The following is a 15443-nucleotide window of genomic DNA, read 5'->3' on the forward strand; positions in this document are numbered from 1 at the left end:
ATAGTGCTTCCATTTGACATCCCGAGAGACATGTTGATTCTCGTTCTGAGCTTCCTCATGTCGTTTGCCTTAGTGTTTTCCATCTCTCCATCCGTTATCAGAATAGCCAACGAAAAAGGGCTAGTCGCTAAAGCTGTTAACCGCAGTAGCCACAAAATCCCTACTCCCTGCATAGGGGGTATCCCCATCTTCATGGGTATCATGTTCACGACGCTTTTGCTTACTCCTCATCATCAGTGGGATACGCTGCAGTACATTCTGGGAGCAACCGTCATTGTATTCATGGTGGGATTCAAAGATGACATCGAGGGGCTTTCGGCCTGGAAAAAGATGGTTGGCCTCATCGTTGCTATTTCTATTCTGGTTTTAAAGGGCGGCGTCCAGCTGAAAGGCATGTACGGTCTGTTCGGTATCGAAGCCGAATTCCCGGGCTGGTTATCTATGATCATCACCGGCTTCACCCTTCTCGTTATCTCAAATGCTTTCAACCTTATTGACGGCATCAATGGTTTATCCGGAGTTGTCGGGACAATCGCATCGGTAACTTTTGGTATTTATTTCTTCATGGTGGACCAGTTCTACCTCGGTGTGCTTTCGATGACGACTGCCGGCAGCCTCCTTGCTTTCCTACACTTCAACATCAGCCCTGCACGCACTTTTATGGGAGATACCGGAGCACTGGTCATCGGGCTTCTGCTGGGGATTTTCACCATCAAATTCATTGAGGTTGGTTCGGGTGCCGACATCTTACCACAGTACCGTTTCGTCAACCCTGTTGCCGTTGCGGTCAGCATAATGATTATTCCTCTGTTCGACACCATCCGTGTATTCACGACACGGGCGCTACGGGGGGTGAGTCCATTCACTCCTGACCGCCGCCACATCCATCACCTTCTGATCGACTCCGGCCTGGACCACATGCAAGCCACCGCCGTTCTGGGGCTTACCAACCTGTCGTTCATCAGCACCATTTTTTACCTCGACTCTTTCGTGGAGCTGCACACTTTGATCGGGTTGCAACTCGTCGTGGCCCTGGCCATAACTTATTTCCTGCACCGCAATGTTGTCCGGATCAACGCCGAAAAGCAGGCTTTGGCCGACAATCGTGCAATCGAGATCAACCCTAAAGTGGTCTGATGCCGTGGCTCTTCGTCTTTATTGGAGGAGGGTTAGGTAGTCTTGCCCGTTACGGTGTGGGGCAACTCCTGCCGTCGGCGACACTGGAAGATGGTCAGATTCCCTGGTTTACGCTGGTGGCCAACCTGCTGGCCTGTGTCGTTCTTGGGTTAGGCGTCGGCTGGGTGAGTAAGGACCTCCTTTCTAAAGAACTACAACTTCTGTTACTCACCGGTTTTTGCGGTGGGTTCTCTACGTTTTCCACCTTTGCGCTGGAGTTAGTACTGATGGGCGAGGAAGGGCACTGGGGCAGCGCTGCTGTGTACCTAGGCATCAGTTTAGCCGGTGGCGTTCTCGCCATCGTGGCCACTTACTGGTTGGTACGGTAAACCCGACACCAGCAACAAGAACAAGCAAAAGAGAGTTACCCCCGCCGAGGTTTCCAGGGTGTTTTCGACCTGGCAACTGAGGAAAAGCACCGTCCATACAGCCAGGTAGACCGGCGCCCGCCTCCGGATTCCGACCCTGGCCAAAAGGAAGAAACAAGCCAGCGTAAAAACGCCCCCGATCAGTCCGCTACCGGCCAGAGCGCTGACAAATTGATTGTGGGGTCTTTTCCCTTCTGTTCCGGGCAGAATAGCGGCGTAGCGGGCATCCATTTCCTGACGGAGGTTTCCCGGCCCAACACCAAGCCAGAAGTGATCCTGCCACAAAGCAAGGCCAAGACGAATGCTCGTCAGCCGTCCCTCGTCACTGTATTCATGGGTATCTTTACTCGCATCGCGGTGAAAAAGTTCGTAGCGGGCATACTGTATTTTAGTGCGAAAGCTCGGCACCGCGACGTAGGCAACTACCGGCAAAGCGGCCAGCCCGATCAGTCCTGCAACCGCCGGCCACCAGGTTCCCCGCTCCCAGGCCAAAGCAAGCACCAACACCCCTACCCCACCGTAAGCTCCGGCCAGACCACTACGTACCGCCAGAATATGCTGTCCGATAAAAAGTAATGCTGCCACAGCAAGCCAAAACTTCCGGCCGCCCCAAGCTTTCAGCCGGTATGCTCCAACACTCAGCAAAGACGCAATGGCCACCAGCAGGCTGAAACGGATATGGTTACGCGGTACGGGCATGGGTTGCCCCTGGCGGATCATCGTTTCCACTTCTTCGAAGTGGAAGCCGTAATTCACAATAACTCCGGTCAGCACCGTCAGCATAAACAACGCAAAGCCGCCGAAAAGCCATCCCGTTTCCTTCTTCCCCATATCCGGCAATCCCGGCCAGATCAGGGGAAGTGCCAACAAAGGGACTTTGATCCGAAGGCGTTCGGTGAAGTACCCCCAATCCTCCGTTTGCCAGATCCCCGCCACCAACAGAAGGTACAGGCCCGCCATCCCCCAAAAAACGAGCGAGCGCAGCGTTGCGGGCAGCCGTTCTTTCCAGCGGGGGTTGAGACCTTCAAGCGGGTCCAGAAGACCGAGGACAAAGAGGCTGATGAGAGCTACCGATATGAAAGGCGGAGAAAAGACGAGGCCAAACATAGCCCCCGCGATCATCAGGAGAGTCAGGTAATAACGGGCTGTTTCTATGTTTTCGCGGCTTAGTCCCGACATGAGCTAGATTTTAACGGTGGAGGAGTTTTACTCCAGCATGAGCGGCATTGCACTCAGGGTTTTAGCCCTCACTTACTAACCTGATACCGACAAACCTCCAAGTCGTGGTAAGCTCACTCTTCTTTTAATTTGTAAACCCCGATAATCAAATGCCCGCCCGGAGCGATCTCTACCGCAGGGTTGGCAAAATGCAGCTTAAGGTCACGACGGTCATAGCGGGAATTGGCGTAAGTGAAGTTAGTCGCCAGGTAATCTGCCTTATGCCATGCACCTTCGAGCCTGAGCTTGGCCTTTGCTTCGGGGGGGAGAGAATAAAAGTTGTCTTTGCAGGGCCAGATTTCGCACTTCACAGAGCGGACCTCTCCTTCGGGAATCTGATCTGCGAGTTGCAGGAAAGCATCGCGGAAGCCGGTACCCCAGTAGTCCATCTCAAAGCGAACCATCAGGGGTTCGCCCTGAATAGCTTCGTTGAAATATACATTCTGATGTGGATGGTATCGCACCATTTGTACGGCAGTAAACAGCAATGCTGCTCCGAAAACCACCCTTTGCACCTGCTGCCGAGCCCAGTTCCTTTGCGCATAATCGAAACCTATCATCAGCAGGTAAACCAGCCCCGGATAAACGAAGTGCAGATGCCGCCAACCGTTGTACAAGGTGGAATGAAGAATGATTACCACCAGAATCGGGCCGATGCTCAGGCCGAGCTGGGCGAAATCGGACAGTTCATCATCGTTGCGCCATAACCGGAGGTCGCGCATACTGCCAATCATATTTTTCAGCGTAGCAAAGATGCCGGTAAACATCAACAGCAGATAGATAATGGGAGTCGTGATAAGTATCCAGGCCGGGATGTAGTAGGCCGGCAAATCGAGCGCATGGAGGTTATCGCCAAAGAGCAGCACGTGGCTGTCCCATTCAAAGTCCGACATCTCCGAAAAAGCAGCGATCAAACGCGTAAAAGTGTCTTCCCAGAGAAAAGGGAAAAATGGCACCATGAAGGCGATGGCAAGCGGCAGATAGACACCAAGCCATCCCAGGTTCTGACCAATGAACTTGCGTTCGCGCAACAACTCGAAGCCCAGAATACAGATAGTCGTGAGTGGTACGATGAGGGCCGGCAAGCGGGTATTGAGGGCAAGGCCCGTAGCAAAAGCGTGAAAAACAAGGTTGCGCCATGTCCGGTGCCTGAGAAAGCGTAAGAGCGTAAAAACGCTGATAAGGTAGAACACAAGCAGGATGTGGTCCTTGGGGTTGTAAAATCCGTGCGCGAAGATGCGGGGACTCAGAATGAGAGCGAGCGTACCCAGCAAAGGATACCATTCGTGATCGGGGAACCTTAGCTTTACTGTTCGGTAGAAGTACATCATGGCCAGCCACAGCAACAAAAAATTCATGACGTGGCGAAGCTTGTAGTAGCGGTAAAAATCTTGCTCCCAGCCAAAAGCCTGTTCCAGCAGATTAGCTGTGATCTGATAGATCATTCCGTAATTCGACCACTGGTAATCCTCAAGGTCCCAGTCCGGTTCGAGCTTGGTGTAATTATCGACACCTAATTTTTCTGCGGCGTAATCGATAGATACCCGGCCATGACGACGCTGAATGGACTCGTCCCAGCTGATTCCGTAATCATCTACAATTGCCAGGCCCAACAAAAGGAAAAGACCGAAAAAAAGAACAGGAAACCAAGGTTGGAACTTGAAATTCAAGTAATGGGAATTGTGGAGTGGAAGCCTGGGTGCTCCAGGCCTGGCGCAAATATCGCCATTTAGCCAAAGACTTTATCTTGGGCCGGGATTTACTCCGCAAAAAATATGCGAACTCAGTCAAAAAGACACGGTTAACCACCTATTGCAGACGCCTAAATCAGACGCACCAATGCTCAAGCATCGTTTCAAGACCCCCGCGTTATACTGTCTCATCGGAGCCGGCTTGCTGCTATGGACCATCAACTGGTGGTACGCCCGACCGGTCTTCATCGATGAAGCCAATGTAGCCCGTAATCTTTTCGACCGTTCTTTTGGTGGTTTTTTCCGGCCTTTGGATCACCAGCAGTACGCCCCGCCGTTTTTCATGGTGGCCGGCAAGCTCTTTGGGGAGTTGTTCGGTTACGGCGAACGGGCGCTGCGCCTGCCCGCTATGCTGGGCGGGATAATGACCCTGGCGGGCCTCCTCCTGGCGCTCCGCAAACTGGAAACAGGCTGGTGGGGCCTGCTGCCGGTGGCTCTGCTCTTTGCTAACCCGACCGTGCTCCGGTATGTGGGCGAAATGAAACCTTATGCTCTCGATCTCGGGGTAGCATCTTTGTTGCTGGCTGCTGTACTCAACTGGCGTGCACCTTCCTGGAAGTGGGCCCTGGCCGGGGCGCTTGCCGTCTGGCTTTCTTTACCGTCTGTATTTATGCTCGCGGCAGTAGGTATTGGAGCTCTTGCGCTAAGCGAGCGCGGCGAACTTAAAGGATGGGTATTGTGCATCATTTCCTGGTTAATTTCTTTCGCGCTTTTATACGTACTTATTCTTAAGGCTCACCTCGGCAACGGATACCTCAACAATTTCCACCAGGCGTACTTTTTCCCTTTGCCTTCGGCAAATGGTTTTGCTGCCGACCGGGCAGTCATTCTTCTGCTGAGCCTGCCCAAACTTGCCTTCGGCTTCACTGCTCTCGCGATGGTGGGGGGGATGCTGGGTACTATTTTCGGGCTGCAGCATGAAAAGCGAAGATTTGTAGTTACCGCCATCCTCCCGGTTCTGATCGTCCTTGCGGTTTCGGCTTCGGGCCGTTACAGTCTCATCGGCCGCTTATTGCTGTTCACGCTCCCGGGTTGGTGGCTTTTGGCCACCCTGGGCACCGTGCATGTGGCAGGTCTGCTCGCGGAGCAAAAGAAATGGCTTCCTTACCTGCTCGGTTTGTTATGGCTAATGATTGTGGGAGGAACCAACGTTGTCCGGCACTACGCCTCGCCCCTTAGTTTCAGCGATTCCAGAAAACTGGTAACCGGGCTCGAGCCGGGTTACAAGCCGGTGTTGCATTCCGGCGCGCAGCCCGCTTACGATTATTACCGGAGAATTCATCCATTCTGGAGCACCCAAGGCATCCCGGCCGCTGAAGTCGGAGACATCCGGGAGGTGGCCCGGCCCGGCCAGTATGTTTTCCTGTACAGCGTGCTCACCAGTAAGAGCACTGTGCAACGGAAGGAGAAAGACATCGATTGGGCGCGGACGCAGGGTGCAAAGCGCGTCGAGGAGCAGAGGATGTTCCGCGCGAGTGCGGTTTATGTGGATTTCTGAGACAACTCTTCCTCTGCCGGACCCGGCCGGTAATTACCCATCCCGATCAGGATGGCCAGGTTGAGCAGGTATTGTGCGCCGACTTTATCCGTCTCCATCTGATCATTGATGATGTTGAAAGCATCCACAACGAGCATGGCCAGCAGAGCCGCCATAATTGCGTTCCGGGCAGCTGGGTCGGTTTGCTGGTGGTACATCCGTTCACCAACAATAAGCGCTCCGAGGATGTACACAAGAAAAATTATCAATCCGGGAAAACCCTGCTCAACGAGCGTCATCAGGTAATAACTATGGATGCCAGACTGGCCTTCATTGTCGCTCACGTAGGTACGGAAGGCGTTTACGGTGTAGCCTTTATAGTTTTCAAGAAAAGTGCCTGGGCCCCACCCCGTATACGGCCTGTACGGCACCATGTGGCCGGCGGCCACCCACCGGTAAAACCGTTCCATCGTAGAAATGTCCTCCAGCTTGTAAGTTGCGGTAATCAGGCTGTTGAACTCCTCATGCGTAATGGTGGTGTCAAAATTCGGAGCATAGTCCAGGTACTTATTATTCCGGACGAAGTAAACAGAAACCGCAATGCCGCCAATAACAGCCAGCGCCAAGGCTGGCTTCAGCAAGCGCCACCTGATTATAAAGTAGGCACCGCCGGCCATGAAGAGAGCTACAAAAGCGGCCCGCGTGAACGAAAAGTACACCGCTGCCAACCAGATGGGAAGAATCACCATACTCAACCACCAGTTTTTCTTCCCCTTGCTCTTCAGCCACCAGCCTAAAAATATCAGCCAGGGCGCAAAGGTTGCCAGGCACCCCGCGTAAGAAACGTGTTCGTTCATGAACGGAAACATCGTTTTGTGCTGCATCGCAAAACTGAAGCCGTAAGCACCGTGCCGAACCAACGTCTGAACAGCCACAAACAGTAACGGCCACAAAATACAGTGCACCAAAACAGACACCTTCTTCGGCGTCTTGATGATGAGCAAAGGAACAAGAAAGTAAGCCCCGACGTACCACAACTTGGCCAACGAAAACTTCAGGCTGATCACAAAACCATCGCTGAATACGGTCGCGAACAGAATCCATCCTACGTGCAGGTACAGTAACCAGGCAATCGGGTGGCCAAAAGCTTTGGTATCGTACGAAGGCCAGTGTTTCGCAGCGTGCAGGATCAACAACCCGGTAAGGCCGATGGCCAGCGGCTCCGTTGGCAGATCAGTACCAAAGCCCCCCGGCAACAAAATGTTGGTGCTGAGCGGTATCGTGATCAGCAGCAACCAGAATAAGGGACGAAAATCGAGAAAAGCCTGCGCCGCAACCCAAATCAAAACGGGTGCTCCGATCAGCCAGTACTCCCCCGTCCCGATGCCAACGCCCAGGCACAGAAGCACCAGGGCTGCATAACCGTAGAACAGCTTGCGCACCGAAGGCGAAGGAGATGGAAGTACTTCTTTCAAGTTACTGGTTTAAAATTCTAAACTGAGTCACTGAGTTATAGCGAGTTACTAAGTTGCTATTGCCATTCGCGACGCTTCGCTTACTCGCCGGGCGAATGAGCGGCAACGAAATGAGTAGTAACAGTGGGAGCAACTCACCAACTCCCTTACTCTTCGAAGATCTCGTTCCAATCGTACCGCCGCCCGGAGTCGATGAGCAACACACCAACGACCGCCGCGATGAAACTGAACACCAGGGCTCCAATCACGATGAGACTCCGGACAGGGCTCGATTTAGCAACGGGTACCCGGGCGTCCTCTACCACTTCTATGGCCCGCATATCGGTACCAAGGATGGTTTCAAACTGCTTGAGACGAATGCGGTTGCGGGACAGAGCATCGTTGAGGCGGAGTCGCTCTTCTTCCAGATTATCCAACGGCCCCAGGCTTTCGTTGAGGCGGACGAGCTGGGTATCCAGGTTCATGCGGGCAGACTCGTAACCTGCCAGCTGGACGGTGTACTTCGCGATGCTGTCCCTCGAACCCCGACCGCCGTTGCGGCGGTAAGACTCGATCTTAGCCGCCGTAGTGGCCATGTCGTTTTGCAAAGAGGTGGTTTTAGTCGCAAGGGCTTCGCTTTGTGCCTCGGTGTTGTACACTCCGGAACGCTGCCGCAGCTCCCGGATACGCTCATCGATTACCTTCAGGTTTTCCTCGGCAGAATTGATCTCGCGGCGCAGACTCTGGGCGCTGCGCTGCTGGGTACCTCGCACCAGGGTCAGACTGATATCGTTCACCTGTTTGCGGGCCTCCCGCACCATCTCAGCCACCCGCTCGGGGTCCTGGTCCATGATGCTCAGTTCGATGGCATCCCGGGCGTTTTTCTTCACGTCATAGTTACTCAGAAACTCACGGCGGACATAGAGCGGTGCTTTCGCCTTCGTCGAGTCGATGTCGTAAACAGAATAGAGGTCAAATTTATCGACCATAAAATCTACCAGAGCGTCGCTTTCTGCAACCGACATGGCGCGGTCTATGTCGTCGCCTGTTCCGTAGAATTGCATCCGTCCGCCCGAATTACCGAATACCCCATCGATGGAGATTTGATCAGGACTGATCGTCAGAAAAGTAGTACTGGCTGCGTAGTAAACCGGCAATAGAAGCGAGATAACAGCCGCCAGTACCGTTCCGGCAATGGTGACAATAATTATCTGCTTGCGCCATTGCCACAGACTGCGGAGCGCACTCAGCAGATGGAACGGCGGAGATGTATCGCCTTGCTTATTTCTTGCCATAAGATTCGTTGGTTGTGATTGGGGCGCAAAGGTACGGTTTTGGGGTACGCCTGGGTTTATGATTGGTTCTGTAATAAAATCGTGGCCTTGGGAGGGGGAACAGATGTCAAAGTACAGAAAGCAGACAAATGACGTCTGCTCTTCGAGTTATACCTGAAACGAAGTGGTTCAGGTATATGACTTCTATAGCTGCCAACTCCCTATTTTTGTTCTCATGCAGCTAATTGTTCATCCTTATACTTTGCCAATGGCTAATCCTTTCCGCATTGCCCACGGCAGCCGGACAGAACAGCCTACACTGATCGTTGAATTAAGCACCGTTTCAATGACCACCAGAATAAGTGGCTACGGAGAAGCCCCGATGACGAGCTATTACGGGCTCGACTCCGCAGAGTGTACCCGGGTTTTAACCGACCTGGCACCTGCGTTCGCGCAAAAAAAGGACCTCCCGGAATCGATGGAAAGCTTTCTTGAAGAGGTCGCTCCGGATCTGCACCCCTTCCTCCGTTGCGCCCTGGACGTTGCCCTTGAAGACCTCCGCGCCCGAGTGCAGGGCGTCCCGCTGCGCCACCTCTGGCGCGGAAAAACAAGTATGGATTCGCCCGACCGCTATGGAGAAGCGAAGCTCAGGCAAACCCCAACCTGTTACACCATAGGCCTTGCCCCGGTTGAAGAAATGGTGCGTAAGCTCAAAGCCTTTCCCTGGCCCATCTACAAGATAAAACTCGGTGCCGGAGACGACGACCTGGCCATCATCCGTGCCCTGCGCAAGCACACCGAAGCTCCTTTTTACGTAGATGCCAATACCGGGTGGACGGCGGAGCAGACCATTGCGTTGAGCCACGAATTGAAAGCACTCGGAGTTGTCTTCATCGAGCAACCCCTGAAAACGGACGACCTTACCGGGCAAAAAGAGGTATTCCAACACAGCGCCCTACCCATCATTGCCGACGAGAGTTGCCAGACCGAAGTCGATGTAGATCGGTGCGCCCGGTACTTCCACGGCATCAACATTAAGGTTGTAAAGTGCGGTGGCCTTACGCCCGCCCGCAGAATGATCGCCCGTGCCCGTGAACAAGGGCTAAAAGTAATGGCCGGCTGTATGACCGAAAGCAGTGTTGGCATCAGTGGTATCGCCCAGTTATTGCCCGAACTCGATTACGCCGACATGGACGGTGCCATGCTCATCACCAATGATCCCGCCCGGGGAGTGACCTTTGACCCCGTAACCGGCTATGCCATTTACCCCGACCGGCCGGGGATCGGGGTGGAACTTATCGCTTAGATCGTAAGAGACTTAATTCGTTGCGGCATTGAACCTTACCTTGCGCCAACGAACCAAAGTATTAAGAAAACAATCCGCCTCCTCTACCGCATACTCACCCGACTTGGCCTCAGGCGCACAGCGCTTGACCTTCGCTTTGCCCTTTACCTCGTATTGGGGACAATTGCCGTGGAAACGCTGGGCCTCGTCTTCATCGAGGAATATACCCTGATCGACGCCTTCTACATGGCTGTGATCACTATTTCGACGGTGGGATTTTCTGAAGTACAGCCGCTCAGCGAGGCCGGCCGGCTCTTCATGGCCTTTATGATCATTCTGAACATCGGGGTTTTCGCTTATGCCCTGGCAACCTTTTCGTACTACATCATTGAAGGTAAAATTTTCGAGCTTATGGAACGGAGCTACATGCAGGCAAGAGTAGACAGCCTGAAAGGCCACACCATTATTTGTGGTTTCGGGCGCTACGGACGCGAAGTCGCCCGCCACCTCAAAGAACAGGGGCAGCCTTTCGTGGTGATTGAGGAAAATCTGGAAAAACTGGATATTCCCGAATTTGAAGACTTTGAAGTTCTCTACGTAGATGGTGATGCCACCCACGACGAGGTGCTCCGCGAAGCTGGCATTGATCGTGCTGTTGGCCTCATCACTTCTCTGAACGACGATTCAGACAACCTCTTCATTGTCCTTTCGGCCAAAGAACTCAACCCCAAACTGCGTATCATTTCCAGTGCCCATTCCATACGCAGCCGCCAAAAGTTGATGCGTGCCGGTGCCAGTAACGTGATCCTACCCGAGCAGATCGGAGGTTTTTACATGGCCACTCTGATCAGCAAGCCCGGAGCCGTCGAATTTTTCAGCTACGTTACCAACGAACTCGACAGTGACATCGGCTTCGAGGAAATCCGCTACGATCAATTGCCGGACACGATGCGGGGAAAAACCATAATGAACATGAACCTGCGGGAAATATCCGGCGTAAACGTAATAGGCCATCGTTCCGGGGCGGGCAAGTACAACGTCAATCCCGGCCCGATGGCAGTCCTCAAACCAGGTGAAAGTTTTATCATTGTCGGGAGCCAGCCGCAAATTCTGGCCCTTCGCAACGCCCTCAAAATCTAATGTATGCTTACCCCCAGACTGAAACGTACCCTGCGCTACTGCCTTGTTCTGTACATCTTCATTGTACCGACGTACTACCTGGTGTATCGTTTGATGTGGGACGACGTCCCCGCCAAAGTAGCGTTCATCAACAGCTTGATTTTCGGGATTGTAAATTTGACCTTTCTCGGGCCGCTGCACTACTTCAGGGTGGGCAACAGAGACGAAGGCGGCGCGGACGCAGGTGCCGGAGAAAGTTGACAGGAGCAATGATAAAAAGCCCGGCATCAAACCAAGAACCTCCGGGGCAGACTCGCGTAATACGGTTAAGTAGGGTGCGATCGGAAACAAAAGGGATGACGACCGGGCGATTTACAATGACGGAATAATTTTGCTTGTAGTAACAAGCCGGGCGTCCCTTTTACTTATTTTTAGGAGCTTATCTTAAGGCTGCGTTAAACCACGAATATTTGTCCAGTAAATCAATTAATCCAAATCTAAAACACCAACCGGCTCAGCGGCCGGTCTCGGCGGCGAGTCTGATCACGGAGCTACAATCGCCCAGCCACCGTCGTGCGCTGGGCAGAGCCATCACTTTACTGGAATCAACGCAACCCGAAGATCGCCGCCTTGCCGATGAACTGGTAAACCTTGCGCTCCAACACGAGCCAGCCAGCCCCACCTTTCGGCTCGGCATCAGTGGCACCCCCGGTGTGGGCAAATCTACCTTCATCGAGCACTTCGGGCTGGAAGTAGCGAACGCAGGGCACCGGCTGGCGGTACTGGCCATCGACCCCAGCAGCAGCCTTAGCGGCGGCAGCATCCTGGGCGACAAAACGAGGATGGAGGAGCTCACCCGCCACCCCAACGTATTCATCCGCCCCAGCCCAACGGGCGGGCACCTCGGCGGTGTGGGAGCCGCCAGCAGGGCGGCCGTCCTCCTTTGCGAAGTCGCCGGCTATGATTACATCATCGTCGAAACCGTCGGCGTCGGGCAGGCCGAATGGCAAGTTCATAGTATGACCGATGCTTTCCTGCTGCTCGCCCAGCCCGGAGCAGGAGATGACCTCCAGGGCATAAAGCGTGGCATCCTGGAATTGGCCGACCTCATCGCAGTCAACAAAACAGACCGGCTGCCTGAGGCAGCCAAACAAACCGCCCTCGAACTCCGCAGAGGCCTTCACCTCGCACCGGCCCGGCCCGACGGGTGGACCGTATCGGTGCTAAACATAAGTGCTCTGACCGGTAAGGGCCTGACCAACATCCTCGAAAAACTCAGAGAATACGCCTCCAAAATGGAGGCAACCGGCTATTTCCGGACCCGCAGGGCAACCCAACGGGTTGCGTGGCTGAAAGAACACGCAGAACACCGCCTGCTTGCCGATTTTCGCAAATTTATGAACCGCGAGGTGCGAACAACCGACGAACCTGGGCGTATTCTCGACGAACATTCCTCCCTTTCTAACACCTCGGGTGTTATTTTGGCGAAGTTTTACCAATCAAAACACATAGAGAATAAAAATTCCGAAACATGAAATCAATTGGAACATTAGGCATTGTCATTGCTGTCCTTGCCGTCTTACTCATCGCCGGTTGTGGCAGCTACAACGGTTTTGTTGACGGCGAAGAAGACGTGGAACTGAAGTGGGCCGACGTCCAAACCGAGTACCAGCGCCGCTCCGACCTGATCGGCAACCTGGTCAATACCGTTAAAGGTGCTGCCGACTTCGAAAGAAGCACCCTCGAAGCAGTTACCAACGCCCGTGCCAAAGCGACCTCTATCAACATCGACCCCAGCAACATGACCGCCGAACAACTCAAGCAGTTCGAGGCAGCGCAGGGTCAGCTTTCTCAGGGCCTCGGCCGCCTTCTCGCTACCGCCGAGAACTACCCGAACCTGCAGGCAACCCAGGGTTTCCGCGATTTACAGGTACAACTGGAAGGAACAGAAAACCGGATTTCAACTGCCCGGAAGCGCTTCAACGAGCAGGCAACTGCATTCAACAAGAGCGTTCGTCGTTTCCCCGGCACCGTCTTCGCTTCCGTTTTCGGCTTCAGTGAGAAGCCCCAATTCGAGGCACAAGCCGGAACTGCCAATGCACCAGAAGTAAATTTCGACTAGATGATCCGATTTTTCAGCAAGGACGAGGAAGCCGTTATCGTAGCTGCAATCCGCAGAGCAGAATTAGCTACATCGGGTGAAATCCGTGTACACGTAGAGGTAGGCGCCGAAGTGGCCGCCATATCTGTCGCTAAGCGGGTGTTCCATCAGCTGGGGATGGATAAAACTGCCGATCGAAACGGCGTCCTCATCCTTCTGGAAGTGGATCGCCGCGAGTTCGCTATCATCGGCGACACAGGAATCGATAAAGTGGTTCCCTCTGGGTTTTGGGACAGTACCCGCGACATAATGGAACAACACTTCCGCAAGGGCGAATTTACCCGCGGTATCGAGTTAGCCATAGACGAAGTTGGTGCTCAACTGAAAACCTATTTCCCTTATCAGACGGACGACGTTAATGAACTGCCGGATGAAATCAGCTACGGCGGATAACACCCACTGGCCACGATCATATCGCGATGGGCTGACGGAGGCCTCAGGCTTTCACTCAGCCCATCGTCACTAAAAGAGGTTTCTATCCCGAAGCTCTGACCCAATAAATAAGCAAGTATCAAACCTTCCACCACATACCCCGTGAGATTCTTACAGCGCGCAACCCTTCTGTTGCTGGTCGCTCTGGTATCTCTCCAACTGGCCGCCCAACGTCCCATCCCCCCTAAATCGAACGATCTCGTTAACGATTATGCGGGTATGATGAGCCGTAGCGAACAGGACCGGTTGCGCAGCAAGCTGACCCAGTATGCTCTGGAAACTTCAACCCAGATCGCGGTAGTTACCGAAAACTCGCTGGAGGGCGAAACAGCTTTTGACCGCGGCCTGGCCATCGCCCACGGCTGGGGTGTGGGTGGAACCGCAGAAAACGACAACGGCGTGATGGTGTACATCGCAAAAAATGAACGCCGCATCCAGATTCTGACGGGCTACGGTGCCGAGGGTTTCTTACCCGACATCCTCGCAAAACGCATCATCGATAACATAATGACGCCAGCTTTCCGGCAGGGAAGGGTGTATGTTGGTATCGACGAGGCGACCACCACGATCATGGAGCTGGGCAAAGGAGAGTACACCGCCGATGAAGTCCCCGCCAGTGGCGGGGGTGGCATCCCTCCCATCGTCATCATGGGGCTCATCCTGCTTGTCTTCATCCTCATTTCTTACTACGGCAACCAGCACAATGATGATGACGACGACGATGGTGGTTACTGGCGCAACGGTCCTTATGACATGGACGACCCCGGCAGAAAAGTCCGGCGCCGACGCCGCAGAGGCGGCGGCTTTATCATCTTCCCCGGCGGCGGAGGTGGCGGCTTCGGCGGAGGCGGCGGCTTTGGAGGCGGAGGTGGTGGCTTCGGCGGTTTCGGCGGCGGTGGCTTCGGCGGCGGTGGAGCCGGCGGTGGCTGGTAGAGCAGACTTTGCAGCGCTGGCAATCACCCCACTCCTAAACCATAAATATCTTTCCGCCGCTGTAGCTCTTTCTTCCCGTAGTGGGTGAAGTAACTATGCTCGAGCAGGAACAAATCATTTTCCTGTTCCCATTCCTGATCGGTCCGCTCGTGGCCCAGCGTCAGCCACCATTCTTCGCGCAGCAGTACCTGGCTTTGTTCGTAAGTCGGATGAGACAGATGGTACATATCTGCATCGCAAAGGACTTCTTCCAGATGGTTCTTTGGCGACTGCGGCATTTTTGTTGCTCTGATACAACCCAGTACTTTTTCGAGGTCCTCTGCCGGATAGGCTTTCCGCTCCAGGTACTCCCGGGCGATGACGCAACTTTCAGCTTCGTGGCCGGCGTATACTTTCGTGTGCCCGGTATCATGAAACCAGGCTGCCAGCAACACAATTTCCAGGTCCTTCTGGCTCAATCCTTCCGCCTCCCCGATTTCAAGGACACCTTGTACCACGTCGATGGTATGGTGGAGGTTATGAAATATTCTGTCTGCGGGAAGGTCATGGATGAGCAATTGCCCGACATGACGCCCAACGGCCCGGGTTATCCGGGAGAGGCGCTGTATCATTGAGTATGCAGTTTGTTGTAGTAATGCAAAGGCCGGTAAGCTGATTCATGTTCGATTCCTGTGCTTTTCAGAACCTTGCCTGCACCTGCGTTTGCGCCCCTTTCAAAATCTGACGGCGCGACCGCAGGTGCACAGCCTGGTTGGAAAAGCAACGATTTGCGGCAATAATCGGGTGAATCACCAT

At 53.9% G+C, this 15443-nt stretch carries 15 protein-coding genes; 10 read left to right on the forward strand and 5 right to left on the reverse strand.

The window, feature by feature from the left end; genetic code table 11:
• Nucleotides 1-30 precede the first annotated feature (30 nt).
• Nucleotides 31-1137, forward strand: a complete 1107-nt coding sequence (locus tag FUA23_RS13175) for a glycosyltransferase family 4 protein (RefSeq protein ID WP_187271016.1) — start codon at nt 31-33, stop codon at nt 1135-1137.
• Nucleotides 1137-1505 (forward strand): fluoride efflux transporter CrcB, encoded by a 369-nt coding sequence (gene crcB, locus FUA23_RS13180; protein WP_147931213.1) that lies wholly within the window; start codon nt 1137-1139, stop codon nt 1503-1505. The genes FUA23_RS13175 and crcB overlap by 1 nt, the downstream gene beginning before the upstream one ends.
• Here the strand turns inward: crcB and FUA23_RS13185 are convergent.
• Entirely contained in the window at nt 1455-2723 is a 1269-nt protein-coding gene (locus FUA23_RS13185) for an O-antigen ligase family protein (RefSeq protein WP_147931214.1), read from the reverse strand. The two genes, crcB and FUA23_RS13185, sit on opposite strands and share 51 nt — an antisense overlap.
• Before the next feature lie 113 nt (nt 2724-2836).
• Complete coding sequence (locus tag FUA23_RS13190; RefSeq protein ID WP_147931215.1) at nt 2837-4432, reverse strand: ArnT family glycosyltransferase; 1596 nt, start codon at nt 4430-4432, stop codon at nt 2837-2839.
• Nucleotides 4433-4601: 169 nt separating this feature from the next.
• Between FUA23_RS13190 and FUA23_RS13195 the strand changes: the two genes are divergently transcribed.
• Nucleotides 4602-6011: a hypothetical protein gene (locus FUA23_RS13195; protein ID WP_147931216.1), complete on the forward strand. Its 1410-nt coding sequence runs from the start codon at nt 4602-4604 to the stop codon at nt 6009-6011.
• Here FUA23_RS13195 and FUA23_RS13200 read toward each other — a convergent pair.
• Nucleotides 5996-7465: an O-antigen ligase family protein gene (locus FUA23_RS13200; protein WP_147931217.1), complete on the reverse strand. Its 1470-nt coding sequence runs from the start codon at nt 7463-7465 to the stop codon at nt 5996-5998. The genes FUA23_RS13195 and FUA23_RS13200 overlap by 16 nt on opposite strands.
• A gap of 146 nt (nt 7466-7611) precedes the next feature.
• Nucleotides 7612-8739, reverse strand: coding sequence for a Wzz/FepE/Etk N-terminal domain-containing protein (locus tag FUA23_RS13205; RefSeq protein WP_147931218.1), 1128 nt, complete (start codon nt 8737-8739; stop codon nt 7612-7614).
• Nucleotides 8740-8986: 247 nt separating this feature from the next.
• On the opposite strand from FUA23_RS13205, the gene FUA23_RS13210 reads away from it, so the two are divergent.
• The 7 genes from FUA23_RS13210 (at nt 8987) to FUA23_RS13240 (ending at nt 14648) form a co-directional block, all read left to right on the forward strand.
• Nucleotides 8987-10024 (forward strand): dipeptide epimerase, encoded by a 1038-nt coding sequence (locus FUA23_RS13210; protein ID WP_246144201.1) that lies wholly within the window; start codon nt 8987-8989, stop codon nt 10022-10024.
• A gap of 153 nt (nt 10025-10177) precedes the next feature.
• Nucleotides 10178-11143, forward strand: a complete 966-nt coding sequence (locus FUA23_RS13215) for a potassium channel family protein (protein WP_246144203.1) — start codon at nt 10178-10180, stop codon at nt 11141-11143.
• 3 nt (nt 11144-11146) lie between these two features.
• Complete coding sequence (locus FUA23_RS13220) at nt 11147-11383, forward strand: hypothetical protein (RefSeq protein WP_147931221.1); 237 nt, start codon at nt 11147-11149, stop codon at nt 11381-11383.
• Nucleotides 11384-11592: 209 nt separating this feature from the next.
• The gene (meaB, locus tag FUA23_RS13225; RefSeq protein WP_147931222.1) at nt 11593-12657 is read left to right on the forward strand and encodes a methylmalonyl Co-A mutase-associated GTPase MeaB; all 1065 of its coding nucleotides are present in this window, start codon (nt 11593-11595) and stop codon (nt 12655-12657) included.
• A complete protein-coding gene (locus FUA23_RS13230; RefSeq protein ID WP_147931223.1) occupies nt 12654-13244 on the forward strand; it encodes a LemA family protein in 591 nt (196 codons plus the stop codon). The genes meaB and FUA23_RS13230 overlap by 4 nt, the downstream gene beginning before the upstream one ends.
• Nucleotides 13245-13676: a TPM domain-containing protein gene (locus FUA23_RS13235; protein WP_147931224.1), complete on the forward strand. Its 432-nt coding sequence runs from the start codon at nt 13245-13247 to the stop codon at nt 13674-13676.
• A 141-nt stretch (nt 13677-13817) separates the two neighbouring features.
• Nucleotides 13818-14648 carry a TPM domain-containing protein gene (locus FUA23_RS13240; protein ID WP_222707031.1) on the forward strand — a complete coding sequence of 277 codons (831 nt, stop codon included), beginning with the start codon at nt 13818-13820 and terminating at the stop codon, nt 14646-14648.
• 23 nt (nt 14649-14671) lie between these two features.
• Here FUA23_RS13240 and FUA23_RS13245 read toward each other — a convergent pair whose 3' ends face one another.
• Nucleotides 14672-15259: an HD domain-containing protein gene (locus FUA23_RS13245; protein WP_147931225.1), complete on the reverse strand. Its 588-nt coding sequence runs from the start codon at nt 15257-15259 to the stop codon at nt 14672-14674.
• Nucleotides 15260-15443: the final 184 nt, after the last annotated feature.

This window comes from Neolewinella aurantiaca, assembly GCF_008014675.1.
GTDB classification, from domain to species: Bacteria; Bacteroidota; Bacteroidia; order Chitinophagales; family Saprospiraceae; genus Neolewinella; species Neolewinella aurantiaca.

What these genes read in the sequence shown, in the direction of transcription:
- FUA23_RS13205 (WP_147931218.1), bottom strand. Translation starts at nt 8,739, where the DNA reads ATGGCAAGAAATAAGCAAGGCGATACATCTCCGCCGTTCCATCTGCTG.
- FUA23_RS13230 (WP_147931223.1), top strand. Translation starts at nt 12,654, where the DNA reads ATGAAATCAATTGGAACATTAGGCATTGTCATTGCTGTCCTTGCCGTC.
- FUA23_RS13245 (WP_147931225.1), bottom strand. Translation starts at nt 15,259, where the DNA reads ATGATACAGCGCCTCTCCCGGATAACCCGGGCCGTTGGGCGTCATGTC.
- FUA23_RS13195 (WP_147931216.1), top strand. Translation starts at nt 4,602, where the DNA reads ATGCTCAAGCATCGTTTCAAGACCCCCGCGTTATACTGTCTCATCGGA.
- crcB (WP_147931213.1), top strand. Translation starts at nt 1,137, where the DNA reads ATGCCGTGGCTCTTCGTCTTTATTGGAGGAGGGTTAGGTAGTCTTGCC.
- FUA23_RS13185 (WP_147931214.1), bottom strand. Translation starts at nt 2,723, where the DNA reads ATGTCGGGACTAAGCCGCGAAAACATAGAAACAGCCCGTTATTACCTG.
- FUA23_RS13210 (WP_246144201.1), top strand. Translation starts at nt 8,987, where the DNA reads ATGGCTAATCCTTTCCGCATTGCCCACGGCAGCCGGACAGAACAGCCT.
- FUA23_RS13235 (WP_147931224.1), top strand. Translation starts at nt 13,245, where the DNA reads ATGATCCGATTTTTCAGCAAGGACGAGGAAGCCGTTATCGTAGCTGCA.
- FUA23_RS13175 (WP_187271016.1), top strand. Translation starts at nt 31, where the DNA reads ATGTTGATTCTCGTTCTGAGCTTCCTCATGTCGTTTGCCTTAGTGTTT.
- FUA23_RS13220 (WP_147931221.1), top strand. Translation starts at nt 11,147, where the DNA reads ATGCTTACCCCCAGACTGAAACGTACCCTGCGCTACTGCCTTGTTCTG.